The sequence below is a fragment of the Blastopirellula sediminis genome (genome assembly GCF_020966755.1).
Classification (GTDB): Bacteria; Planctomycetota; Planctomycetia; order Pirellulales; family Pirellulaceae; genus Blastopirellula; species Blastopirellula sediminis.
Genome location: NZ_JAJKFT010000004.1, coordinates 1646359 through 1670508, shown reverse-complemented (window position 1 = coordinate 1670508; position 24150 = coordinate 1646359). Strand labels below are relative to the sequence as shown.

At 59.2% G+C, this 24150-nt stretch carries 19 protein-coding genes and 1 tRNA gene; 17 read left to right on the top strand and 3 right to left on the bottom strand.

Annotation, left to right across the window (positions count from 1 at the left end; genetic code table 11):
- The first annotated feature begins 215 nt into the window (after positions 1-215).
- Positions 216-1640 (top strand): sulfatase family protein, encoded by a 1425-nt coding sequence (locus LOC68_RS10540; RefSeq protein WP_230218315.1) that lies wholly within the window; start codon positions 216-218, stop codon positions 1638-1640.
- A 115-nt stretch (positions 1641-1755) separates the two neighbouring features.
- The gene (locus tag LOC68_RS10535) at positions 1756-2082 is read left to right on the top strand and encodes an ArsR/SmtB family transcription factor (protein ID WP_230218314.1); all 327 of its coding nucleotides are present in this window, start codon (positions 1756-1758) and stop codon (positions 2080-2082) included.
- A 125-nt stretch (positions 2083-2207) separates the two neighbouring features.
- Here LOC68_RS10535 and LOC68_RS10530 read toward each other — a convergent pair whose 3' ends face one another.
- The gene (locus LOC68_RS10530; RefSeq protein WP_230218313.1) at positions 2208-6023 is read right to left on the bottom strand and encodes a hydantoinase B/oxoprolinase family protein; all 3816 of its coding nucleotides are present in this window, start codon (positions 6021-6023) and stop codon (positions 2208-2210) included.
- A 262-nt stretch (positions 6024-6285) separates the two neighbouring features.
- Here LOC68_RS10530 and LOC68_RS10525 point away from each other — a divergent pair.
- A tRNA-Pro gene (locus LOC68_RS10525) sits at positions 6286-6360 on the top strand.
- 122 nt (positions 6361-6482) lie between these two features.
- Here LOC68_RS10525 and LOC68_RS10520 read toward each other — a convergent pair.
- Both LOC68_RS10520 and LOC68_RS10515 read right to left on the bottom strand, forming a co-directional pair.
- Positions 6483-7445 (bottom strand): alpha/beta hydrolase family protein, encoded by a 963-nt coding sequence (locus LOC68_RS10520; RefSeq protein WP_230218312.1) that lies wholly within the window; start codon positions 7443-7445, stop codon positions 6483-6485.
- 171 nt (positions 7446-7616) lie between these two features.
- Positions 7617-7973, bottom strand: a complete 357-nt coding sequence (locus LOC68_RS10515) for a hypothetical protein (protein WP_230218311.1) — start codon at positions 7971-7973, stop codon at positions 7617-7619.
- A gap of 320 nt (positions 7974-8293) precedes the next feature.
- Here LOC68_RS10515 and clcA point away from each other — a divergent pair, with 320 nt between their 5' ends.
- From clcA to LOC68_RS10445, 14 genes are all read left to right on the top strand, one after another.
- The gene (gene clcA, locus LOC68_RS10510) at positions 8294-9682 is read left to right on the top strand and encodes a H(+)/Cl(-) exchange transporter ClcA (protein WP_230218309.1); all 1389 of its coding nucleotides are present in this window, start codon (positions 8294-8296) and stop codon (positions 9680-9682) included.
- 201 nt (positions 9683-9883) lie between these two features.
- Positions 9884-12406 (top strand): glycogen/starch/alpha-glucan phosphorylase, encoded by a 2523-nt coding sequence (locus LOC68_RS10505; RefSeq protein ID WP_230218308.1) that lies wholly within the window; start codon positions 9884-9886, stop codon positions 12404-12406.
- Positions 12407-12428: 22 nt separating this feature from the next.
- The gene (gene pgm, locus LOC68_RS10500; RefSeq protein ID WP_230218307.1) at positions 12429-14075 is read left to right on the top strand and encodes a phosphoglucomutase (alpha-D-glucose-1,6-bisphosphate-dependent); all 1647 of its coding nucleotides are present in this window, start codon (positions 12429-12431) and stop codon (positions 14073-14075) included.
- A gap of 134 nt (positions 14076-14209) precedes the next feature.
- On the top strand, positions 14210-15757 hold the full coding sequence (gene malQ, locus LOC68_RS10495; RefSeq protein ID WP_230218476.1) for a 4-alpha-glucanotransferase: 1548 nt from the start codon (positions 14210-14212) through the stop codon (positions 15755-15757).
- Between the two features lie 72 nt (positions 15758-15829).
- On the top strand, positions 15830-16531 hold the full coding sequence (gene rpe / locus LOC68_RS10490; protein WP_230218306.1) for a ribulose-phosphate 3-epimerase: 702 nt from the start codon (positions 15830-15832) through the stop codon (positions 16529-16531).
- A gap of 4 nt (positions 16532-16535) precedes the next feature.
- Positions 16536-16982: an RpiB/LacA/LacB family sugar-phosphate isomerase gene (locus LOC68_RS10485; protein ID WP_230218305.1), complete on the top strand. Its 447-nt coding sequence runs from the start codon at positions 16536-16538 to the stop codon at positions 16980-16982.
- A gap of 394 nt (positions 16983-17376) precedes the next feature.
- Positions 17377-18264, top strand: coding sequence for a Fe-S cluster assembly protein NifU (gene nifU, locus LOC68_RS10480; RefSeq protein WP_230218304.1), 888 nt, complete (start codon positions 17377-17379; stop codon positions 18262-18264).
- 152 nt (positions 18265-18416) lie between these two features.
- Positions 18417-19625: a cysteine desulfurase NifS gene (gene nifS / locus LOC68_RS10475; RefSeq protein WP_230218303.1), complete on the top strand. Its 1209-nt coding sequence runs from the start codon at positions 18417-18419 to the stop codon at positions 19623-19625.
- A gap of 53 nt (positions 19626-19678) precedes the next feature.
- Positions 19679-20812, top strand: a complete 1134-nt coding sequence (gene nifV, locus LOC68_RS10470; protein WP_230218302.1) for a homocitrate synthase — start codon at positions 19679-19681, stop codon at positions 20810-20812.
- Between the two features lie 65 nt (positions 20813-20877).
- Complete coding sequence (gene nifW, locus LOC68_RS10465) at positions 20878-21276, top strand: nitrogenase-stabilizing/protective protein NifW (RefSeq protein ID WP_230218300.1); 399 nt, start codon at positions 20878-20880, stop codon at positions 21274-21276.
- Positions 21273-21707, top strand: coding sequence for a nitrogen fixation protein NifZ (locus LOC68_RS10460; protein WP_230218298.1), 435 nt, complete (start codon positions 21273-21275; stop codon positions 21705-21707). The genes nifW and LOC68_RS10460 overlap by 4 nt, the downstream gene beginning before the upstream one ends.
- A gap of 7 nt (positions 21708-21714) precedes the next feature.
- Positions 21715-22512 carry a molybdate ABC transporter substrate-binding protein gene (modA, locus tag LOC68_RS10455; RefSeq protein ID WP_230218297.1) on the top strand — a complete coding sequence of 266 codons (798 nt, stop codon included), beginning with the start codon at positions 21715-21717 and terminating at the stop codon, positions 22510-22512.
- A complete protein-coding gene (locus tag LOC68_RS10450) occupies positions 22505-23410 on the top strand; it encodes an ABC transporter permease (protein WP_230218296.1) in 906 nt (301 codons plus the stop codon). Before modA ends, LOC68_RS10450 begins: the two co-directional genes overlap by 8 nt.
- Before the next feature lie 17 nt (positions 23411-23427).
- Positions 23428-24141, top strand: coding sequence for an ATP-binding cassette domain-containing protein (locus tag LOC68_RS10445; RefSeq protein WP_230218295.1), 714 nt, complete (start codon positions 23428-23430; stop codon positions 24139-24141).
- Positions 24142-24150: the final 9 nt, after the last annotated feature.

Genomic DNA, 24150 nt, shown 5'->3' with positions numbered 1-24150 from the left:
ACGACGAGAGAGATTACGGCAGATTCGCATGCCGCGGCAAAAAAAACGCGCCGTGGTCCAGTCCACTCGCTCGAAAAAAATGCGCGCCGCGGTCCAGTCCACCGCTGGTGGATGGATGATTCGTCATCGATGGGAGACAGTCCATCAACGCGATTCGGATTAAGATGATACGAACACCCAGCCAACCTCGCTCGTCCCAGCCCCGAGATCGTTCCATGACGAACCGCCGATTCGACTTCCTCCGTTGCGCACTCGCGTTGCTCGGCAGCGTGACTTTCGGCGCCCTGCCGGCCGTCGCCTACGAAGCGGCCAAACCGAATATCGTTTGGATCATGGCCGAAGATATTGGCCCGGATCTTGGCTGCTATGGAACGCCGGCGCTGCAAACGCCCAACATCGATAAACTGGCGGCCAGTGGGCTGCAACTGGAGCGGGCCTACTGCACGGCGCCGATTTGCTCGACCAATCGCTCGGCGATGATGACCGGCATGTACCAAACGACGATCGGCGCCCATCACCACCGCAGCACGATCGGCAAGTTGCCGGAACCGATTCGCCCGATCACCCACTTTCTGAAACAACAAGGCTACTACTGCGCCATCGGCTGCGGTTACGGCAAGAAAACTGACTTCAACTTCACTGTCGACAAAGAAGACCAGTTCGACGGTAACGACTGGAAGTTCCGCAAAGAAGGACAACCCTTCTTCGCTCACATTCAGCTAGGCGTGACGCATCGCGGCGGTTGGTGGGAAAAGAATCGCAAGGAATCGGCCGATCCGGTCGATCCGGCGAAAGTCGCACTTCCCCCTTACCTGCCTGATCATCCGGCGATCCGGCTCGACTGGGCGACCTATCTCGATCAGATGGAGAAAGCGGACGAGCAAGTCGGCGAAATTGTCGCGAGGCTGGAGAAGGAAGGCCTGATCGACAACACGCTGATCATCTTCATCGGCGATAATGGCCGCTGCGTCTTCCGCGGTAAAGGTTTTGTCTTTGAAGATGGGATTCGCATCCCAGCGATCTTCTCGTGGCCCGGTCATATCAAGCCGGGGACCAAGAGCAACGAGCTAGTCAGCGTGATCGACATGAGCGCCGAAGTCTTGGCGGTCGCCGGCGCGAAGATTCCGAGCTACATGGAAGGACGCCCCTTCCTAGAAGAAGGCGTCGAGCCGCGGGAGTACGTCTTCGCCGCGCGGGATCGTTGGGACGAAGTTTACGACAAGTGCCGCACGATCGTCGGCAAGCGTTACAAGTTCATCCGTAACGACATGCCCGAAGTCCCCTACTTCACCACCCACGCCTACGAAGAAAAGGTCCGACCGATTCGCCCGGTCCTGTGGCAGTTATATCAGGATGGAAAGATGAACGACGTCCAGGCCTACCTGATGCAGCCCCAAAAGCCAAAGGAAGAACTGTACGACCTGGAAAACGATCCGTGGGAAACGAAGAACTTGATCGAGTTTCCGGCCTACGCCGCCGAAGCGGACAAGTTGCGAAAGGCGCTGCAAGACTGGGAAGAAACGACCGACGACAAAGGTCGCTATCCGGAACCGGCCGGCCATATCACCAAGCAAGAACAAAAGGCGATCGCCGATCGTCTGCAAAGCTTGAAAGATGGTACGGCCGCCTATCCGCAGTAGTGGGGGCCTGGCAGCTCGCCTTGTGAATTAAGGACGTGCCGTCGATAATTGAAACGTCGAAGTTCGGCTCTTTTCGCCGAACTCCCTTCGTCAAGAATCCACCGCCGCGGAAGACATGTCGCAAATTCCAGAAGATTCGGACGTTCCCGGCGTCGACGCTTGCGCCAACTACTTGAAGGCGCTGGCCGATCCGCACCGCTTGCAGATCATTCGCACCTTGCAACAAGGGGCGATGAGCGTCAGCGACATCGCACTGCTTCTGGAACTGGAAATCGCCAACGCGTCGCACCATCTGCGCGTTCTCTACCACGCGCAGATCGTCACGACGCACAAGGAAGGGAAGTTCGTCTACTACGACCTGAACCCCGCCTTCCTGAAAAGCAAAGCGGCCAGTTCGTTCGACTTCGGCTGCTGCAAGTTTGATTTGCGGAATTTGGAATAACAAGGGTGGCACTGCTGGCTTGTCCAGCAGTGGGCGATTGGTGCCCGGTTCACACTGCTGGACAAGCCAGCAGTGCCACCCGAATTGCTCACTAACACGCAGACGTGGCAACGGCGCCCAGCGTTTTACGCTTTTGCTGAACCCCAACCGCCGCCTCCAGGCGTATGAATCGCAATCATATCGCCTGGCGCTAGTTCAAAACTAGCGATCCCCGGCAGATCGATCACCGTTCCGTCGGCGCGACGCAATTGGTTTTCGCCAACCTTGCCAGGCTCGCCGCCGAACAGGCCGTACGGCGGATAAGGTCCGCGGCGCTGCGTGAGCAGCGAACCGGTCATCGGCCGCAGGAACTCGATCTCCCGCACAACGCCGTCGCCGCCGCGGTGTAGACCGGCGCCCCCGGAACCGCGGCGAATCGCAAATCGCCGCACACGCGCAGGAAAACGCAATTCAAAGACTTCGACGTCGGTCATTCGCGTATTCGTCATATGCGTATGGACCGCCGAAGCGCCGTCGGTCTGCGGAGTGGCGCCCGCGCCGCCGCAGATCGTTTCGTAATAGCCGAACGTCGCGTCGCCGAAACTGAAGTTGTTCATCGTCCCTTGGCTCGCCGCGGCGAGTTGCAAAGCGCCCAGCAGCACGTCGACGACGCGCTGCGAAGTTTCGACATTACCGCCGGCGACCGCCGCACACTTTTCCGGTTCGCCCAGAAAGGGAGGATTCAAGAAGCACTCCGGCAGACGTATCTCGACTGGCTCCAGCACTCCCTGGTTCAGCGGAATGTCTTCGTCAAGCAGCGAGCGCAAACAGTACATCACCGCCGCGGTGACGATCGCCCGATTGGCGTTCAAGTTGCCCGGCAGCACAGGCCCCGTTCCCGTAAAGTCAATCACCGCCGCATCGCCGGCGATCTCTATCTGCACGACGATCGGCGAACCGTCATCCAAATGATCTTCAAACCGATGTTGACCGGAAGTCAATCTGGCCAGCGCTGCCCGCGTTTTGGTGGCGGCGGCGTTTTGAATATGCCGCGCGTATTGCTCGACGACCGGCAAACCGTAGCCGGCGACCATCGTCTCAAGATCGATTCGCCCATGCTGATTGGCGGCGACTTGCGCGGCGACGTCCGCCAGATTGTCGGCGACGTTGCGCGACGGATACTTCGCCCCACGGAGAATTGCTTCGAGCCCTTCCCAATCGGCGACGCCGTCGCACATCAGCTGGAAGTTGTCGATCAACACCCCTTCTTCCGCCAACGTCTTCGACCCCGAAGGCATCGACCCGGCGGCGATCCCGCCGATCTCGGCATGATGGGCCCGACTTGCGGCGAAGAACTGCGGACTCGCAACGTTCTCTCCGATGTAAACCGGCGTAATCACCGTCACGTCGGGCAAGTGCGAACCGCCGCGGTACGGATTGTTAGTCACGAACGCGCTGCCGCGACGCATCTGCGGATTGGCGGCGATCGTCGCTTTGACCGTCTCTCCCATCGCGCCGAGATGGACAGGGATATGAGGAGCGTTGGCGATCAAGTCGCCGTCGCCGGTGAAGATCGCACAGCTGAAGTCGAGCCGCTCTTTCACGTTGACGCTGACCGACGTGTTTTGCAGCGCGACCCCCATCTGCTCGGCGATCGCGGCGAACTGGTTGTTGATGATCTCAAGCAAGACCGGATCAGCGACGTCGGCATCGATTGTTGTCGCGTGCGACTCGGCGGAATCGCCGTGATGCCGCATCACCAGTTCGCCGCCGCTCCATACTTCAGCGCTCCAGCCTGGATCGATCACGGTGGTCGCCAATCGTTCCGCGATCAGCGCTGGACCTTCGATAATGGCCCCGACGCGCAATTGCTCGCGCTGGTAGGTCGGCGTTTCCCGTTCGCTGCCGGCGAACAGAACAGGGACGCGCCCCGTCGGTTCCGGCGAATACGACTCGCCAGGCTGGCTCCCCTTTTGATCGCGACCTTCTTGAGCGATCGCTTCGACCCGCGCGGCGACCACTTCGATCGCCTGTTGACGGCGACAATAGCCGTATCTTCGCTCATGCGCGACATGATAGCGTTCGGCCAAATCGGCAAAGGGACGAGCGGCAATCGAGAGGGACGCTTCGAGCCCGCGATAACGAAGCTCGATCTCTTCGCGACATTCGATTTCCGCTTGATCAATTCCTTCGGCCGCGACCTGAGTGATCGCCTCGGTTTGCAGATCGGCGTAGACCGCGTCGAGCGACTCCGCACTTCCTGCCAGCAAGCGATAGACGCCGCGCGTCGCATAACGCGTGGTAACGGCGGCGCCAATACCGACGGCGCTCAGAATGCCGGCATCGGGATGCGAGATCAGCGTTTCAATCCCCAGCAGCTCCGCCACCGCGCAAGCATGCTGGCCCGCGGCGCCTCCAAACGGCACAAGTGCGTAGGCCCGCGGATCGTAACCTTTGGCGACCGAGATCGTCCGAATCGCCTTGGCGATGTTGGCGTTGGCGATCTGCAGGAAGCCGGAAGCCAACTCCCGCGGCGTCATCTGTTGTCCGGTCGTCGCGGCGATCTTCAGAGCGATCTCCTGCAAGCGTCGCTCAACCGCCTCTTTGTCGAGACGAAACGGGAACTGCGCCCCTTGCAGCTTGCCAAGCGCCAGATTGATGTCGGTCACCGTCAACGGACCGCCGCAACCGTAACAAGCCGGACCAGGATCGGCGCCGGCGCTGGCCGGACCTACCGTCAGCTTCACACCGTCGAAGTCGCAAATCGATCCGCCGCCGGCGGCGACCGTTTCGATCGCCATCATCGGCGCGACGATGCGAACGCCTGCCTTTTCGGTCTCGAATTGCCGCTCGAACGAACCGTCAAAGCGGGAAACGTCGGTACTGGTTCCCCCCATGTCAAAGCCGATCGCTTTGCCGAAGCCCGCTTGCTGCGCGACGGCAGCGTAACCGACGACGCCCCCGGCCGGTCCCGACAAGATGCTATCTTTGCCGGAGAACTTCTCGGCGGCGATCAAACCGCCGGCCGACGTGAGGAGGCTCAAGCGGCTCCCTTCGCCAAGGGCCGCTTGAATCGCGCCGACATAGTCGCGAAGGATCGGATTCAAATAGGCGTCGACCACCGTCGTATCGCCGCGTGCGACGAGTTTGATCAGCGGCGCCGCTTCGTGCGAAGCGCTTACTTCCGCGAAACCCACTCGCCGCGCGATCGCTTCGACTTGCCGCTCATGTTCCGGATTGCGATAGCCGTGCAGCAAGGTGATGGCCAACGACCGAATCCCCAAGTCATAGAGTTGACTCAGTTTCGATTCGGTCTCCGCTTCGTCCAGCGGAACGAGTACAGAACCATCGGCCGCGAGACGTTCCTCCAATTCGACAACGCGGCGGACCAGCGACGTCGACTTGCGAATGTTGAGCTGAAACAACTGCGGACGATTTTGATAGCCGATGTCGAGGATGTCGCCGAAGCCGGCCGTCGTCACGAAGCCAACGTCAGCGCCGGTCCGAGTCAGCAGCGCATTCGTTCCACGCGTCGTTCCCAGACGAACGTCGACGGCCGGCAGCGCCTCGTCGCGAGCAAGTCCCAGCAGCCGCCGCATCCCAACCAGCGGCGCCTCTTCATCCCCTTCGAGCAAGTAAAGCGCCCCGGCGAGCGGCGGCGAATCAAAAGGACGATCGAGGGTCATCCGTCCCGCGGTCGCATCAAACTGCACGATCCGCCGCGCGGCAAGCGGCTCCCCCTGTTCGCTGAGCAACTGCAAACGATACCCGCGCCAGACATTCGACGGATCCTGCCGCCGCGCGCCATCGACGATCGCCCCAGGCGAACTGTCGGCGCCGATCGTTCCTTGCAACTTGCCGGAACTGAGCACCTTGATACGGCGAATTTCGCCGTCGCGTCGCATTAAGCAGTCGGTAAACGTCCCGCCGACGTCAATCCAGAATTCGATTCGCTTCACCATCGTCACTTCACTTGGCGGTCAAAGTTGCTCGCAAGCCGCGACCGTCGAGTATCGAGCGATTTCCGCCGCGTGAGTAGATGGGCCGAAGTGGAAAACCGCCCCGAAGCGCCGCAAATTTTCGCCGGCAAAATCGCTTTTCGCCGCAATCCCAGCGATTTGCCCCTCAATTTCCCGAGCCCCAGCCGAACCGCCGCCGGTCCGGCCTTGTCACAGATTTTAACCCGGTGTAAATTGCCGGTTTCGTCAAAATTGTTTGACGCCGCGGGGTATAGCGCAGCCTGGTTAGCGCGTTTGACTGGGGGTCAAAAGGTCGCAGGTTCGAATCCTGTTACCCCGACTTTAACGAGCCTTTACGCATTTACTGATTGCGTAAAGGCTTTTTTTGTGGCCGTTCTGGTCAGTGTTCGCCGTGAGAGTAGGATCCCGCCGCAGTATGCCAAGTTTGGCGTTGAGGGGAAACTACTTACCAGACTTCTCCGCTCCGTTGACAGCAGAGGAGGACTTGGTTGGACGCTCGTACTCTTCCAAACAGGCGCAGGCCGCTTCGGCAAGTCCTTCGTGTCCGCCCTCGAAGATCGTAATGCGAGCGGTGCCGGCGTTGCGACGCAGTTTGAGATCGCGGCCGTAGGTCGAGTCGACTTCGGTATCTTGCGGGTGCGGGCTGGTCAGTTGGCTGTTGTCCCAAAGCTGCTGCATCTCTTCTTCGCTGACGACGGCGGCGCCGCGCTGGGCGGCGATCTTGTTGTAGGCGCGGATCGAATGTTGGAATGGGACCGAGCCGGTTTGCCCATCGTGGACGCCAGCGGCGATATCGATCGGCAGATCGCCGATTCGCGTGATCCAAGTCAGGGGAGAACGGCTCTGGTACTCTTGGTCCACTTGCGGACTATCGCCGGGGGCTCCGCCGCAAGACTTCGCCAGCATCTTGGCGTAGTTCTGGGGAACGCCTTTGACGGTGTGCTCTTCGTACCACTTCGCCAAATCGGTGATGCCAACCCAGGCCGAGACGGCGGTGAACCGCTCTGGATGGCGGCCGGCCATTAACATCGACATGTGTCCGCCGCCGGAAGCGCCCGCCAAATAGATCCGCTTCGGATCGGCGTTCAGCTTTTCGATGGCGAAAGTGACGCTGTCAAGAATATCGGCTTGAGCCGCTTCCGATCCGCACGCTTCTGGGCGTTTGTTCGGTCCGCGAAAGTTCGGCTCCATGAAGATCCAGCCGCGCTGGAGCGCTGCGTTTACCCATTCCGGTTGCTCGAGATGATAGTCGGTGCTCCACGAATGCAGAAACACCAAGACCGGACGCGCCGCTTTGCCGTCTCCCGTTGGCAGGATGTACCGAAGCGGCTGTCGCGTCTTGTCAAAAGAGCTGACGACTTCCGCTTCGACATAGTCGCGGCGAGCGTCAGCGGCTTGAATCATCTCAACACCAATGTTCGGAACCAGAGCGAATACGAAGAAGGCCGCCAAGAGATGGTACGTGGGTCGCAACAATAATCGTGGCATTGGTCAGGCAGGCAAAAGAAGGATCAAGTGGGAAGGACGACAGGCAGGAAAGGGTCTATGTTAGCTCCGCGCAGCCTGACTTTCCAGCTATTCGACGTCGGCGAGCGTCGTCGCCCGATCGGCCTGGACATTCAAGACTTTGTCGAAGCGAATAAGCCGAAACACCTCGGCCAATTCAGTTCGCAGGTTGCAGAGCACCAGTTCCCGCTTTCCCTCCTGCAATCGATTCTGGAGTTTCAACAGCGGGGAGAACGGCTCGGCGTCGGGGTAGAGACTGCCGCTGACCAGCGACCGAATCGCACGCAAATCGAGAATGACCCGCTTGGTGAGGTAAGTGTCGGTGAGCGTCTGAATCGCCTCGATCACCGTGGCGGACAACAATTCTTCCGTCGGCATCAGCAGCACGACGTCGCGACCCTCGAACTGTTCGACATTGATAGCCATGAAACGGCTCCTGAGACGAGCACCGACTTTGACCATGACATCCACGATTCTACTTCTAAGGCCGCCGTTTCTGCGCCCCTCTTTTTGCAAATGGTTTCCTAAAGGGAGGAACTTCGGTATGGTGACGAGGAGGCGACAAAATCGTTAAAGCCGGAATCTCCGCCGCCAGACGCAAACTTCCCCGAATTAAGCGAAAGTATCACGCGATCGCGGACGAAGAATCAGCTGGGGGAGAGTTCGGGCGGCAGGACAACAGGGAACGTGGAACCTGAGATAATGACGCCCTGCAGTCTGGAACCGGTCTCTTCACGGAATCGACTATGAAACGCAACGAGGAGATTCACGGGGGACGCCTGATCGGATTTCCGCGCGCCTACCTTTTGGCTCTGCCGGTTGGTTTGATCGCTGGCTCCCTCGGCGCCGCGTTTCACTATTGCCTCGATCAGGCCTACGCATTTCATACGGCGATTGCGGCCCAACTTGGCGGCGAGACTGCCCTTTCGATCGTCGCTGCGTCGCTGATCGGCGCTGTGATGACCGTCTCCGCTTATTGGATGGTCGTCCGATTCGCTCCCGAGGCCGGCGGAAGCGGCATTCAAGAGATCGAAGGCGCCATGGCCGGCCTGCGCACGATGCGATGGGTGCGGGTCATGATCGTCAAGTTCGTCGGCGGGATCCTGGCGATTGGCGCCGGATTGGTCCTGGGACGTGAAGGACCGACGGTTCACATGGGAGGTTGCGTCGGTAAATGGATTGGGGAAAAAACAAATGCCGATCCCGAAACGATGAATACCCTGCTGGCCGCCGGCGCTGCGGCTGGATTAAGCGCGGCTTTTGGCGCGCCGCTGGCGAGCATCTTATTCGTCATGGAAGAGATGCGTAATCGGTTTCACTTTTCGTTCATCGCGATCCATGCCGTTGCGATCGCCTCATTGACGGCCAAGGTGATGAACGATCAGGTGTTTGGCATCGGGCCGCTGCTGCCGATCGAACTGAAATTCTCGATGTCCGAGATCGCTCCTTTTCCGCAACTGATTCTCGAACAGCTTCCGCTCTACGTGGGCCTGGGAATTTTGATTGGAATTTGCGGCGCCGGTTTCAACACGTCGCTGTTGGCCTGCCTAGCGTTCTTTGATCGCATGAGTTCGCGAGCGAGATTCTTGTTCGCACTCGTCTTGGGTGGGCTCGCCGGGGCGCTGATGCTGCTTGCCCCCAGCTTCGTCGGAGGTGGCGGCACGTTTGTCCAAGCCGTGTTCGCCAATACCGCTTTCCTGCACATCCTGGTAGTTCTGTTAATTGTCCGGACTGGGATGACGTTTCTCAGCTACAGTTCCGGCGTCCCCGGCGGCATCTTCGCTCCCATGTTGGCGATTGGCGCCATCATCGGCATGTGCTTCGGCGTGATTACGAAGGAATACGTGCCGTATGTTGAAGTTCCCCCTGGCGTCTTCGCTTTGGCGGCGATGGGAGGACTCTTCGCTGCCACCGTACGAGCGCCGTTGACCGGCATCGTGCTGGTCGCCGAGTTGACCTCCAGCTTCGATTTGCTGGGGGTGTTAATCGTTACCTGCATTGTCGCCAGCATTACGGCCCAACTCTTGGGAAGCAAACCGATCTACGATTCGCTGCTCGACCGTACCCTTTCCAACGCGGCTAAGCTGGAAGAAGCGAAAGAAGAGTCGGAAGTAGCGTCGATTGTCGCCGACTAGGCGCTTACCGCCGAGCGGGATTCTACATCGCCACCCTGCAGTATTGGGCCTGTACGCGGAAGGCCTGAAAGACTGCTAGAATAGAACCGTGGCGAGTTTAACCTCGCCGGCAGATGCGTGGTTGCTCGCGGAGGCGTTCAGCAACGACTCCGTTTCGATATGGCCCTTTGCTAAATAGGTCGAGCGAGAGGAGTTTACCGCATGAATCCCCAAACGCTGAAGAAGTCGGAAGCCGCGAGTTCCAATCATCACGCGGACATCCAGCAGTTGATTCGCCAATATGGCTGCGGCCCCGTTCCAATCACCGGCGTCGAGCATGCCTTCTACGATCGGCATATCGTTTTCGACAACGTCATGTCGCCAAACGCCGTTGGCGCCCGCGAACGATTTGAGGCGGCCGCTCGTTCGATTCGCGACATCCTTTCGCAGCGCTGGATCGCAACCGAGGAAACCTATCAGCGCGAAGACGCCAAGCGAGTCTACTATCTCTCGATGGAGTTTTTGATCGGCCGCTCGCTCATCAACAACATTACCAACTTGCTGCTCGCTCAGCTGATTCCGAAGTTCGCCGAGCGGAAGGATCTTGATTGGCACGAACTGCTGGAAGAGGAGCCCGACGCTGGTTTGGGTAACGGCGGACTCGGCCGTTTGGCAGCTTGCTTCCTCGACTCGATGGCGACCATGCAAATCCCGGCCATGGGGTATGGCCTCCGTTATGAATACGGGATCTTCAAACAGATTATTCAGGACGGCTGGCAAAAGGAGCAGCCCGACAACTGGCTCCGCCGCGGCGATCCGTGGGAAGTCGCCAGACCGCACGAGAAGGTCGAAGTCTCGCTCAATTGTTCGTTTGAAGTTTGCGGCGGTTCGCTGCGCGCCGTTCCAGGAAAGGAGTCTCGCTTGATTGGCGTTCCCTACGATCGGCCGATCGTGGGATTCGGGGGAAAAACGATCAACACGCTGCGACTGTGGGAAGCGGCGGCCCATGACTACTTCAATTTTGAAGAGTTCAGCGGCGGCGACTTTGTCGGCGCGGTCGCCGAAACGCTCGAAGCGGAATCGCTGACTCGCGTCCTCTACCCCGACGACTCCACGAGCAAGGGACAAGGGCTCCGCTTCGTGCAGGAGTATTTCCTGGTCGCTTGCTCGTTGGCCGACCTGATTCGCCGCTTCCGACAGAGCAACGACGATTGGAATCTCTTACCGGAGAAGGCGGCGATCCAGCTCAACGATACGCATCCCACGATGTCGGTCCTCGAGTTGATGCGGATCTTACTGGACGACGCCGAACTCTCCTGGGAAAAGGCCTGGGACCTGACGCAGCGGACGCTAGGCTATACGAATCACACGCTGTTGCCCGAAGCGCTCGAGAAATGGCCCGTCGAGTGGTTCCGCGCGCTCCTTCCTCGCCATCTGGAAATCATCTACGAAATCAATGGCCGCCTGTTAATCGACGTTCGGACGCGCTACCCCGGCGACGAGGAGAAGGTGCAGCGGATCAGCTTGATCGAAGAAGGGGAAACGCAGCACGTACGAATGGCCAACCTGGCGATCGTCGGTTCGCACTGCACCAACGGCGTCGCGGCGATTCACTCGCGACTGCTGCGCACCCATACCGTGAAGGATCTCGCCGAGATGTTTCCGGAACGGTTCAGCAACAAAACGAACGGCGTAACGCAGCGGCGCTGGCTGCAGATGTGCAACCCGACGTTGTCGAAGTTGATTACCGATGCGATCGGCGACAGCTGGGTTACCGACCTCAGCGAACTGGAAAAGTTGCGTCCGCTCGCTGAAGATCGCGGCATGCAGGATGAGTTTCGGCATGCCAAACGCTGCGCCAAGGTCGCCTTCGCCGATTGGCTCCACCGAACGACCGGCGAAGTGGTTGATCCGGACAGCATTTTCGACTGCCAGATCAAGCGGATCCACGAATACAAGCGGCAGCTACTCAACGCGCTACGAGTTCTGATCCTCTACCGACGACTGCGTGAGAATCCGACGCTCGAGATGGCTCCGCGGACCTTCTTTTTCTCCGGCAAAGCGGCGCCCGCTTATCGCTTGGCCAAGGTGATCATCAAGTTCATCAATAACCTGGCGGGGACGATCGATGGCGACCCGCTGATGCGTGGGCGGATGAAAGTTTTGTTTCTGCCTGACTACTGCGTTTCGCAGGCGGAGCGACTGATTCCGGCGAGCGACGTTTCCAATCAGATCTCCACTGCCGGTTTCGAAGCGAGCGGTACGAGCAACATGAAGTTCATGATGAACGGGGCGTTGACGCTCGGGACGCGGGATGGAGCGACGATCGAAATGGCCGAAGCGGCAGGTGAAGAAAACTTCTTCTTGTTCGGCTTGACGGCGGAACAAGTCGCCGACAGCCGCAGCTACTACAATCCGTACTGGCACTATGAGCACGAGAAGGAAACCCGCGACGCGCTCGACATGATTTTTACGAACCAATTGAGTTGCTACGAGCCGGGAGCTTTCTCTCCGATCCGGGATGCGTTACTTTCACGGGGAGACTATTACATGCATCTCGCCGACCTGGGATCGTACCTGGAAGCCGATCTGTTGGTGCGAGAGCTTTACGCAGATCCACACGCCTGGGCACGGAAGGCCCTTTTAAACGTCGCTAGTAGCGGAAAATTCTCCAGCGATCGAACGATTGCGGAGTACGCCGCCGACATTTGGAAGGTCGAACCCTGCCCCGTGACTTTCGACTAAGAATTACTACAAGGAATGAGTCATGGCGCTTTCCCCTCTCGCCGGCAAACCGGCCCCGCTGGAAATGTTGGTCGATTTGGCCGAATTGGAGCGTCTCTATTATGAGCGTCGCCCCAATCTCGACGATCCGAACGAGCTGGTGAGCTTCGGAACGAGCGGTCACCGGGGAACGCCGTCGCAAAATACCTTTACCGAGGCCCACATCCTGGCCGTCACCCAGGCGATTTGCGAATATCGCAAGATGCAGGGGACCACGGGCCCGCTCTACATGGGGAAGGATACCCACGCTCTTTCGGCGCCGGCTCAGCGAACTGCGCTCGAAGTGCTGGCCGCCAACGAAGTCGAAACGATTATTCAGAAGGACGACGGCGTCACGCCGACGCCGGTCATTTCCCGCGCGATCCTGGTTTACAACCAAGGCCGCCAGGAACATCTTGCCGATGGCATCGTCATCACGCCGTCGCACAACCCGCCAACGGACGGGGGTTTCAAATACAATCCGACCAACGGTGGCCCGGCCGACGTCGACATTACCAACTGGGTTCAGAAGCGAGCCAACGACCTCTTGCGCGACGGCAACGCCGACGTGAAGCGGATTCCCTTCGAGTCCGCCCTGAAGGCCGCCACGACGCATGAGGAAGACCTGGTCCTACCTTACGTACAAGACCTGAGGAACATCGTCGACATGGAGGCGATCCGTGCGGCGGGACTCAGTCTGGGGGTCGATCCGCTCGGCGGCGCCGCCGAACCTTACTGGGAGCCGATCAACTCGGTCTATGGCCTTGATATCAAGGTGGTGAACAAGAAGATCGATCCGACCTTCTCGTTCATGACGGTCGACCATGACGGCAAGATCCGGATGGATCCCTCAAGCCCCTACGCCATGGCGGGCCTGCTGAGCCTGAAGGATCAGTTCCAGCTCGCCTTCGCCAACGATCCCGACGCCGATCGTCATGGCATCGTCGCCCCGTCTTCCGGGCTGATGAATCCGAACCACTTTTTGGCGGTCGCAATTCGCTACTTGCTGAATCATCGCGACTGGAAACCGGACGTCGCGGTCGGTAAGACGCTGGTCAGCAGCAGCATGATTGATCGCGTTGTCGCCAAACTGGGACGGCGACTGTGCGAAGTGCCGGTCGGCTTCAAATGGTTCGTGTCTGGACTGTATGACGGGTCGTTTTGCTTCGGTGGCGAAGAAAGCGCTGGGGCCAGCTTCCTGCGGTTTGATGGGACGGTATGGTCGACCGACAAAGACGGTCCCATCATGGACCTGTTAGCGGCGGAGATTCTGGCCCGTACCGAGAAAGACCCCGGCATTCATTACCAAGAGCTGGAAGCCGAGTTCGGCAGCCCCTGCTACACGCGCATCGACGCGGCAGCGACGCCGGAGCAAAAGCAGAAGCTGAAGAACCTTTCGCCGGAAGCGGTCGCCGCCCCAACGCTCGCAGGCGACGCGATCACAGCCAAGTTGACGAAGGCTCCGGGGAACGACGCGCCGATCGGAGGTTTAAAGGTGGTGACCGACAACGGTTGGTTTGCAGCCCGCCCTTCGGGGACCGAGAACATCTACAAGATTTACGCCGAAAGCTTCCAGGGAACCGACCATCTCGATTCGATCGTGAGCGAAGCGCAAGAGATCGTCGACGCGGCGTTAGCGAGTTCTCACTAAATTCCATTGACGCCAAACGTTAGGTAACGGATAAAGTGGTTCATGCAGGATGGATGCATTTAGGGCGTGGTTAGCGATGTTGCGAAAAATACGCCCTTGCCACGAGGAAATAGTAGGAACCTCTTACCTTGTCTATGACCGCCGAAGTTTGTTTCTCCAGCCTTCCGCCATTTCCGGCGCATTATCGTTCCTCGGGAGTGTTGCTGCACGTCACTTCACTCCCTTCGCCGTACGGGATTGGGGACCTGGGCCCAACGGCCTTGCGGTGGATCGATCGGCTGCATGACTCGGGACAAAGTTGGTGGCAGTTGCTTCCGCTGGGGCCGACCGGTTATGGGAACTCCCCCTACCAGCCACTGTCGTCCTTCGCCGGCAACGAGCTGCTGATTAGTCCTGATTGGCTGATCGAAGACGGGCTGCTAAAGGCCAGCGACTGCGAAGCGACTTGGGACTCGGCAAGCTGGGTAGACTTTGACAAGGTCATCGCCTTCAAACGGCGGTTGATGGCGACCGCGCTGAAAAACTTCCGCGGCGGCGCCAATCCAAAACTGAAGGGAACGTTCGAGCAGTTCTGCATCGACCATGCCCATTGGCTCGACGACTACGCGATGTTCCGCGCGATCAAAGACGCCCACGATGGCGCCTATTACCTCCATTGGCCGGCCGAACTGGTCGAACGTCAGCCAGAGGCGCTGGCTGCGGCGAAGCGGATGCTGGCCCCTGAAATTGAAGAGACGCGGTTCATCCAATTCATCCTCTTCCGCCAGGCGGCCCGCCTGAAGGAACATGCGAGCAAGAAGGGGGTCCGAATCATCGGCGACCTTCCCTTCTTCGTTTCGCCCGACTCAAGCGACGTTTGGGCCAATCCCGAGCTCTTTTTGCTCGACGACCGACGCCATCCCCGCTTTGTCGGCGGCGTACCGCCAGATTATTTCAGCGCCGACGGCCAATTGTGGGGCAATCCGGTCTACGACTGGGAAGAGCATCAGCGGACCGGCTATCGCTGGTTTATCAATCGCTTGCGGGCGGTGCTGGAGTTCGTCGACTCGGTCCGACTCGATCACTTCCGCGGATTCGCCGCCGCGTGGTATGTGCCGGCCGGTGAAACGACCGCCAAAGTTGGCGAATGGACTCCCGGTCCCGACGCCGATCTGTTCCGAGCGATTGAAGCCGACCTGGGAGCCCTTCCCTTCTTGGCGGAAGACTTGGGTACGATTACGCCAGACGTCTACGCGCTTCGCGACAAGTTTCATCTGCCGGGCTCACGGGTCCTGCAATTCGCCTTCGACGGCGAGTCCCACAACCCATACCTGCCGGAAAACTACACGCCCAACACGGTGGTCTATACCGGTACGCACGACAACGCGACAAGCCGCGAGTGGTTTGACGAGTTGCCCGCCGATAGCCGCAAGACGGTTCGCTGGTATTTGAACGCTCCGACGATCGAAAGCCCCGACATTTCCTGGGCGCTGATTCGCTTGGCCTGGGAATCGCAAGCGGCGCTCTCGATCGTCCCGCTGCAGGACATCTTGAATCTCGGGAAAGAAGCTCGCATGAACGTCCCTGGCAAAGCGGACGGCAACTGGGCGTGGCGCTGCACCGACGACACGTTCTCGAGTCCTTACTGGGAACGTCTGCTCGACATGACGGAACACGCCAAACGACTCGGCGGCGAAGCGTAGAATTACGCGCCGCCGTATTCCGATCTGGGGCATCCCGAAAATCATTCTCGTTGGGCGAAGGAGTATTCGTCGATGAACGCCAGCGCCGTGAAGATCGCCCCTTCGATACTCTCCGCCGACTTTGCACGGCTGGGAGAGCAAGTCACGGAGGCGGAACGCGCCGGCGCCGATCGGATCCATCTCGACGTGATGGACGGGCACTTCGTCCCGAACATCTCCTTTGGGGCGATCGTCGTCGAAGCGGTCCGGCGGATCACGAAGCTGCCGCTCGAAATCCACCTGATGATCACCGACCCGGATGATTACTTCGACGACTTCGTCGCGGCGGGGGCCGATTCGTTTCTCGTCCACTGGGAAGGAAACGACAATCTCCACCGCACCGTTCAACGCGTGCGGCAATTGAACAAGCGGGTCGGCATTGTGATCAATCCGGCCACTCCGGCCAGCGTGCTGGAGGAAATCTTGATCGACATCGACCAGGTGGTGGTCATGACGGTCAATCCGGGATTCGGCCATCAACACTTTATTGAAACGATGGTCGGAAAAATCAGCCGCGTCCGGGAGATGATCAACCGCTGCAATCCGCAGTGCGAATTGGAACTGGACGGCGGCGTCGACGAAAAGTCGGCGCCTATCGGCGTCGCGGCCGGGGCCAACGTACTGGTCGCCGGATCGGCGATCTTTGGCGATCCGCAAGGAGTCGCGGCAGGCGTCGATCGACTTCGCCGTGCGATCGCCCAGACGGCGGACGTAACGAAACCCAAGGGGAAGTAACGTCATGCGCGTCGGCATTGCTACCGATCACGGCGGATTTGCGCTGAAAGAAGAGTTGGTCGCCAGCCTCCGTGCGGCAGGCCATGACGTGACCGACTTTGGCGCCTATGCGTTGAATCCTGGCGACGACTATCCCGATTTCGTCACCCCGCTCGCCGAAGCGGTCGTCGCGGGAAAAGTCGATCGCGGCGTGGCGATCTGCGGCAGCGGCGTGGGAGCTTCGGTCTGTGCGAATAAGATCCACGGCATCCGGGCGGCACTCATCCACGACCATTTCTCCGCCAAGCAAGGAGTGGAGGACGATCATATGAACGTCCTTTGCATGGGCGGGCGAACTGTCGGTCCTGCGGTCGCCTGGGATCTGGTGCAGACGTTTCTGGCCGCCGAGTATAGTGACGCCGAACGTCACCTAAGAAGATTGAGCAAAGTCGCCACGCTTGAGAACTCCTAACGAGATTCAGTCTCACCGCTTCTTTCGAATAATGCGCTGATTCAAGCGCCCGCTCGCGTCGCTGCCGACGTCGAGATTCTCCGCTCCAACCCCCTTTCTCTGCGAAAAACACGGGGTTATCGAGCCTGGTTGGGTTGCACCGCTGAAATACGACAACCGGCGTGTGTCTTGTCGGACATAGACCCACGTTAGTTCGAATGTTTACACGCGCAACCTTAACCATATGCACCCGTAGGCCGCGGCTAAGGCGGAAAAAAAGACATTGCGTTTTGGTATTCGACTTGCGTTAGAGGGATCGACAACCCGAACGCCTCTCGCGCCAAAGGCCACGCCAGGCTTGGGTGAGCAAATCCTCCTCTCTCTACACATACGCTTCTATACAGGGGACTGAAAAATGTGGGAATACTCAGAGAAAGTCAAAGAGCACTTTTTCAACCCGAGAAACGCCGCGGCCGTCGATTCCGCGAATGCGGTCGGCGATGTCGGATCGCTCTCTTGCGGCGACGCGTTGCGACTGACGCTTAAGGTTGATCCGGAAACCGAAATCATTCTGGACGCTGGTTTCCAAACCTTCGGCTGCGGATCGGCGATCGCCTCTTCGTCGGCCCTGACCGAAATCATCAAAGGGAAAACGCTCGAAGAAGCGCTCCAGGTCAGCAACCAGGACATCGCCGATTATCTCGATGGTCTGCCGCCGGAAAAGATGCACTGCAGCGTCATGGGTCGCGAAGCGTTGGAAGCGGCCATCGCCAACTATCGCGGCGAAGTTTGGACCGACGACCACGAAGAGGGAGACCTGGTCTGCAAGTGCTTCGGCATTGACTCGGCGATGATCGAAAAGACCGTCACCGAAAACAAGTTGCAGTCGGTGCAGGACGTCATCAACTTCACCAAAGCGGGGGGCGGTTGCTCGTCTTGCCACGAAAAGATCGAAGACATCCTCGAAACGCTGACCTCGAAACGCCAAAAAGTGGTGGCCGAGCAAGTCGAAACGACGCCCGAAGAAACGCCGGCGCCGGTGACCGGAACGCTTACCATCTTGCAGAAGATCCGCCGCATCGAACGCGTGATCGACTCGATCCGTCCGCAGGTTCAGATGGATGGCGGCGACATCGAACTGGTCGACTTTGACGGCTCGACCGTCTTCGTCAACTTGACCGGCGCGTGCAGCAACTGCCAGTTGGCGTCGGCGACGCTCGGCGGCGTGCAGCAGCGAATCCTGGAAGACCTGGGCGAATTCATCCGCGTCGTTCCTGCCACGAAGGCGACCGCGAACGCCTAGCGGAAAAGTGCGGTTCCGATTCAGCATCCCTTCGGTCTTGGAGACTTGGCGGCGAAAGGTCGGGGAAACGTCAAGCGGCTTGCGTCAGCAATAACACGCAAGCCAGTGCAAATCATTATTTGGACTCATATAGGACTAATAGGAAACGTACGATGCACGACATTTATCTCGACAACAACGCCACGACCCAAGTGCTCCCGGAAATCGTCGAACAGATGATCCCCTTTTTCACCGAGCAGTTCGGCAATCCGTCGTCGATCCATAGCTTCGGCGATCGCGTCGGCCGCTCTCTGAAAAAGGCCCGCAAGCAAGTGCAGACCATTTTGGGCGCCGAGCACGACTCCGAGATCATCTTTACCTCCTGCGGCACCGAATCAGACTCCACCGCCATTCTTTCGGCCCTGCGAGCTTTTCCGGAACGGAAAGAAATCATCACGACCGCCGTCGAACATCCGGCGATCCTGACCCTCTGCGAGTTCCTGAAGAAAGACGGCTACAAGATCCACATTCTGGGCGTCGACTCGAAAGGGCGCGTTGATTTGGCCGAATATCGCCAGCTACTGAGCGACAAAGTCGCCGTCGTCACCGTGATGTGGGCGAACAACGAGACCGGCACGATCTTCCCGGTGGAACGAATGGCCGAAATGGCCAACGCGGCGGGCGTTCTCTTTCATACCGACGCCGTTCAGGCCGTCGGCAAAATTCCGATCAACCTGGCCGACAGCAAAATTGACATGCTCTCCCTCTCGGGGCACAAACTGCACGCCCCGAAGGGAATCGGCGTCCTCTACGTTCGCCGGGGAACGCGATATCGTCCCCTGCTCCGCGGCGGCCATCAAGAACGTGGACGTCGTGCGGGTACCGAAAACTCGGCGTCGATCGTCGGTCTGGGCGCCGCTTGCGAAATCGCCATGGCCCACATCGAGCAGGAAAACACCGAAGTGAAAGCGCTGCGTGATCGGCTGCAAGAGGGGCTGTTGGCCGCGATCCCGCATTCCTTCGTGATGGGTGATCAGGAAAGCCGCCTGCCGAATACCCTCAACATTGCGTTCGAGTTCATCGAAGGGGAAGCGATCTTGTTGCTGCTGAACAAGGCGGGGATCGCCGCGTCGAGCGGCAGCGCCTGTACGTCCGGTTCGCTCGAACCGTCGCACGTGATGCGAGCAATGGGGATTCCGTATACGGCGGCTCACGGAACCATTCGCTTCTCGCTGTCGCGACACAACACGGCGGAAGAGATCGACTACGTCATTGAAAAGGTGCCGCCGATCGTCGCCCAGTTGCGCAAGCTCTCCCCCTACTGGAATAACGGGGCGCCGATTGAAGACGCCGGCGACGCATTCAAGCCGGTCTTCGCGTAAACCGCGACGCCCTAAACCTTGGCATAGATCGAAAGCGAAACGAGAAAACTGTCATGGACTCCCCAAGTGTTGTGATCGACGATACGACGCTACGAGATGGTGAGCAATCGGCAGGCGTCGCGTTTTCGATCGAAGAGAAGCTAGCCATCGCACGCTTGCTCGACGAAGCAGGCGTGCCGGAGATGGAAATCGGCATACCAGCCATGGGAGAGGAAGAGCGCGAAAGCATCAGGGCGGTGGCCGACCTGGGCCTTCGCGCTCAACTCCTCGTCTGGTGCCGAATGAACGAGGAAGATCTTCAGGTCGCCAAAGATCTGCCGGTTCAGATGATCGACGTGTCGATCCCCCTCTCCGATCAACATCTCCGCCACAAGCTCCACCGGAGTCGAGAATGGGCGCTGGCCCAAATCGAACGGATCGTTCCGCAAGCGGTCGATTATGGCTTCGAGGTCTGCGTGGGAGGCGAGGACGCGTCGCGGGCCGACGTCGACTTCCTGAAGCAGGCGCTCGAAGTCGCCCAGCGCAGCGGGGCTCGACGGTTTCGGTTCGCCGATACCGTCGGCGTGCTGGAGCCGTTCGGGGTTTATACGACGATCGCTCAGCTCCGCGCCGCTTGCGACCTGGAACTGGAAATGCACGCCCATGACGACTACGGGTTGGCGACCGCCAACACGCTAGCCGCCGTCAAAGCCGGCGCCACCCACGTGAACACCACCGTAAACGGCCTCGGGGAACGGGCCGGCAACGCGGCGCTGGAAGAGGTCGCTCTCGGGCTGTCGCAGCTTTATGGGATGGGAACGCAGATCTGCTTCGAACGGCTGCCGGAACTCTCGCAGCGGGTCGAAGCGGCTTCGCTCCGTCCGGTCGGCTGGCAAAAAAGCCTGGTCGGCAAAGGAGTCTTCACCCACGAAGCAGGCGTTCATGTCGACGGCCTGTTGAAAGATCCCCGCAACTACCAGGGAATCGATCCCGCGATCCTCGGCCGCCGCCACGAACTGCTGCTCGGCAAGCACTCCGGGACGCGTGCGATCGAACGCTTTTACGCCGACCACAACTTGTTGATTAGCCGACTGGATGCGGCCGCCTTGCTCGCGCCGCTCCGCCGCTTCGTCACCCAATTCAAACGTTCGCCCAGTATCGAAGAACTGCAAAACCTGAGAACGGAGTTAGCGGCGAGTCTCTGCTGACCATTGCCGCCCTCTCGCACAAACATCCTCCACTAAGTTACGCAAAACGCAATAGGGATCTGACCATGACGACCGATGCGACTACGCCGATTGAAATCGCCGAAGACTGGGAAGAGGACTTGGATGAACTCGTCGCAGCGGAAGAGTTTCTGCAATTCTTCCAGATTCCGTATGAGGCGTCGGTCGTGCATGTGAATCGGCTCCACATTCTGCAGCGATTCCACGACTACCTGCATAAGGCCGGCGACTCGATGCCGGAGGAAAGCGCAGCTCGCTGGGCGGTTCACCAGCGTCTGCTGCAGCGCGCCTATCAGGACTTCGTCGAATCCGACGCGTTGACCGAAAAGGTGTTTCAGGTCTTCCACACTCCCGGCGGTTGTCACAGCTTCGTTTCCATTGACTCATTAGAGGTCAAGAAGAACAACTTCGTTTCCGTCGACTCGTTGGAAATCAAGACAAAATGAAACCTCGATACGAATTCGGCGAGCGGGTTCGCGTCACCCGCACCGTTCGCAACGACGGCACCTTTCCTGGCATGGAAACGGGGACCAAGCTGGTGACGGCCGGCTCCTCGGGATTCGTTCGCAACGTCGGAACGTTCCTCCAAGACCAGATCATCTACACCGTCCACTTCGTGGAAGAAGACCTCCTGGTCGGTTGCCGCGAAGAGGAGCTGATTCCGGCCGACGAGGTATGGGTCGAAACGCAGTTCGAGTTTCGCGATCACGTGATCACCAAACACCGCCTGGCAATCGGCGAAGAATTGGTCGCCGAAGCAGGCTCCGAAGGAGAAGTGGTCAAAGTGCTCCGCAACGCTCCCGGCGGTCCGGCCTACCACGTTTATCTCCGCGGACGCACGTTCCAAATTCCCGAAACGGCTCTATTGCCGAAGTGAGTTCGCAATGAACGCAGGTCGAAAATTGTGGATGATTCTGGTGACGATCGCCTGCGTCGTGAGCCAAGGTTGCAGCTCTTCAACGGAACAGCCATCGCTACGAGTTTACTGCGCGGCGGTCATGCGCAAACCGATCGAGCTGCTGGCCGAAGAATATAAAACGAACACCGGCACACAGATCGAACTCCAATTTGGCGGCTCGAATACGCTCCTCAGTCAGCTATCGATCGGAGGGGGCGGCGACCTCTACTTGGCGGCCGATCAAAGCTATATCGATCTGGCGGTGGAAAAAGAGCTGACCAGCGAAGTGTTTCCGATCGCTGCGATCACCCCGGTCGTCATCACCACCAAAGGGAAGAACCTACACATCGACACGATTGATGCGCTCACCAAGGGGAATCTACGAATCGCCATCGCCGATCCGGAAGCTGCCGCAATCGGGCAAGTAACCAAAGCGGCCCTCGTCGCATGCGGCAAATGGGACCAGGTCGCCGGCCAGATCCAATCAAGCGGCGTAATCAAGCCGACCGTCGGAGACGTCGCAGGCGCCGTGGCGCTTGGCAGCGCAGACGTCGGTATTGTCTGGGACACGGTTGGCATGCAGCGAGAGGGTCTCGAAGTCTTTCGCTTGCCGGAGCTGGATGGATGGAAGTCGACGATCTCGGTCGCGGTGCTGAAGAGCTCCGCTGCGCCGGAACGTTCGCGCGACTTTGCCGAGTTTCTCGCCCACTCGCCGGAAGCGCAGCTTCTCTACGCGAAGCTCCACTTCCAAGTGATCGGAGCGGCGGAGAAATCCGATGAATAACATTCACCACTTCTACGCGAGCTACCCCGACCACAACGATGGACGACGTTCGCCGCTGGCCGAATACGCGGCGACAAAACCTCGCTCGACGCGTCGACCGTCGCATCCTTCCTCGGATCGCTGGTTCCACTGGCTGCTGGGGGCGGTCTGCTTTGGCTATGTGCTGTTTCTGGCGTCGATGACCGCGTCGCTTGCTGGCTATACTTCGCCGCTACGGGTCGTTGAAATCTTGACCCGTCCGGCGATCGCCCATTCGCTCTGGCTCACCCTTTGGGCGAGTACCGTCGCAACGGTCGCCGCCATGCTGGTTGCGATTCCAATCGGCTACCTGATGGGACGTGCCCGGTTCTTCGGACAAGGAGTCGTCGACAATATCCTCGACATTCCCAATGTCTTCCCCCCGATGGTTCTGGGGCTGGCGCTGTTGACCTTGTTTCAATATCCTCCGCTCCGTCAGCTCTCGCCGTCAATCGTTTACCAGGTCCCGGCAATTCTGCTGGTCTATTTCGTCGTGGCGATCTCCTTTTCGCTTCCGGTGCTGCGAACAACGTTCAAAGAGCTCGATCCTCGGCTGGAAAACGTCGCACTGACGCTCGGCTGCTCGCGATTCGGAGCGTTTCTGAAGGTGGCCATTCCGGAGGCGCGATATGGATTGTTCTCAGCCGCGATTACCGCGTGGTCTCGCTGCTTCGGCTGTTTTGGCCCGCTGCTCGTCTTCGCCGGCGCGACGCGCAACAAGACCGAGGTCCTGGCGACGTCGGTTTACCTGGAACTTGGCGGCGGGGAGATCGACGGGGCGGTCGCCGCTTCCCTCTTCATGATCGCCGTCGCTGGTCTCGTGCTGAGCGTTTCGCGCTGGCTGACGCGCCACTACCAACATCGCCGGAGCGAAGGCTAGAAAGTCGAGATCGTACCATGATTCAATTGCAGGGCGTCGAAATTCAAGCGGGCGATATGCGGGTAGGACCGATCGACTTCCAGATCGAACAGCCTGCCTACGTGATCGTTTGCGGGCCGACCGGTAGCGGCAAAACGACCCTCGTTGAAACGTTGGCTGGCTTGCGCAAGCAGCGAAAAGGACGAATCGTCTTGGGGGGCGTCGACGTCACCACGATGCGACCAGCCGATCGCGACATAGGTTACGTTCCGCAAGACTCCGTCCTCTTCGAGTCAATGACGGTTCGGCAGAACCTGGCGTTTGGACTTCATGCCCGCAAGGTTCGCCGACAAGAGCAAGAGCGAATCGTCGAATTTCTCGCGGCTCGACTTGAGATTCAACACCTGCTTCATCGCCGCCCCTTTGGGTTAAGCGGCGGAGAACGGAAGCGGGTTGCCATTGGCCGTGCGATAGCAACGGCGCCGGACTTCCTGCTGCTAGACGAGCCGTTCAGCGCCCTCGATCCCCCGACGCGTCATTCGATGCGGCAGTTGATCCTCGACCTGCAACTGGAAACCAACTGCACGGTGGTGCAAGTGAGTCATCACGAGGAAGACATCAACGCTCTGGCCGACGTCGTCGTCCACATGAGCGGGGGAAAGATCATCGACGTTGTCCGCCGCTCCCAATTTGACGGCGAACTGAAACCCGGAATCCGCGAGTCGACCGTCCGGATCGCAAACTTTACCTAATCGCACTTT

Excerpts from the sequence above, each read along its gene's own strand:
- LOC68_RS10535 (WP_230218314.1), top strand. The coding sequence starts at position 1,756 with ATGTCGCAAATTCCAGAAGATTCGGACGTTCCCGGCGTCGACGCTTGC.
- malQ (WP_230218476.1), top strand. The coding sequence starts at position 14,210 with ATGACCGCCGAAGTTTGTTTCTCCAGCCTTCCGCCATTTCCGGCGCAT.
- LOC68_RS10505 (WP_230218308.1), top strand. The coding sequence starts at position 9,884 with ATGAATCCCCAAACGCTGAAGAAGTCGGAAGCCGCGAGTTCCAATCAT.
- LOC68_RS10530 (WP_230218313.1), bottom strand. The coding sequence starts at position 6,023 with ATGGTGAAGCGAATCGAATTCTGGATTGACGTCGGCGGGACGTTTACC.
- pgm (WP_230218307.1), top strand. The coding sequence starts at position 12,429 with ATGGCGCTTTCCCCTCTCGCCGGCAAACCGGCCCCGCTGGAAATGTTG.
- LOC68_RS10485 (WP_230218305.1), top strand. The coding sequence starts at position 16,536 with ATGCGCGTCGGCATTGCTACCGATCACGGCGGATTTGCGCTGAAAGAA.
- modA (WP_230218297.1), top strand. The coding sequence starts at position 21,715 with ATGAACGCAGGTCGAAAATTGTGGATGATTCTGGTGACGATCGCCTGC.
- nifW (WP_230218300.1), top strand. The coding sequence starts at position 20,878 with ATGACGACCGATGCGACTACGCCGATTGAAATCGCCGAAGACTGGGAA.
- LOC68_RS10540 (WP_230218315.1), top strand. The coding sequence starts at position 216 with ATGACGAACCGCCGATTCGACTTCCTCCGTTGCGCACTCGCGTTGCTC.
- nifV (WP_230218302.1), top strand. The coding sequence starts at position 19,679 with ATGGACTCCCCAAGTGTTGTGATCGACGATACGACGCTACGAGATGGT.
- LOC68_RS10520 (WP_230218312.1), bottom strand. The coding sequence starts at position 7,445 with ATGATTCAAGCCGCTGACGCTCGCCGCGACTATGTCGAAGCGGAAGTC.
- LOC68_RS10445 (WP_230218295.1), top strand. The coding sequence starts at position 23,428 with ATGATTCAATTGCAGGGCGTCGAAATTCAAGCGGGCGATATGCGGGTA.
- rpe (WP_230218306.1), top strand. The coding sequence starts at position 15,830 with ATGAACGCCAGCGCCGTGAAGATCGCCCCTTCGATACTCTCCGCCGAC.
- LOC68_RS10460 (WP_230218298.1), top strand. The coding sequence starts at position 21,273 with ATGAAACCTCGATACGAATTCGGCGAGCGGGTTCGCGTCACCCGCACC.
- LOC68_RS10515 (WP_230218311.1), bottom strand. The coding sequence starts at position 7,973 with ATGGCTATCAATGTCGAACAGTTCGAGGGTCGCGACGTCGTGCTGCTG.
- LOC68_RS10450 (WP_230218296.1), top strand. The coding sequence starts at position 22,505 with ATGAATAACATTCACCACTTCTACGCGAGCTACCCCGACCACAACGAT.
- nifS (WP_230218303.1), top strand. The coding sequence starts at position 18,417 with ATGCACGACATTTATCTCGACAACAACGCCACGACCCAAGTGCTCCCG.
- nifU (WP_230218304.1), top strand. The coding sequence starts at position 17,377 with ATGTGGGAATACTCAGAGAAAGTCAAAGAGCACTTTTTCAACCCGAGA.
- clcA (WP_230218309.1), top strand. The coding sequence starts at position 8,294 with ATGAAACGCAACGAGGAGATTCACGGGGGACGCCTGATCGGATTTCCG.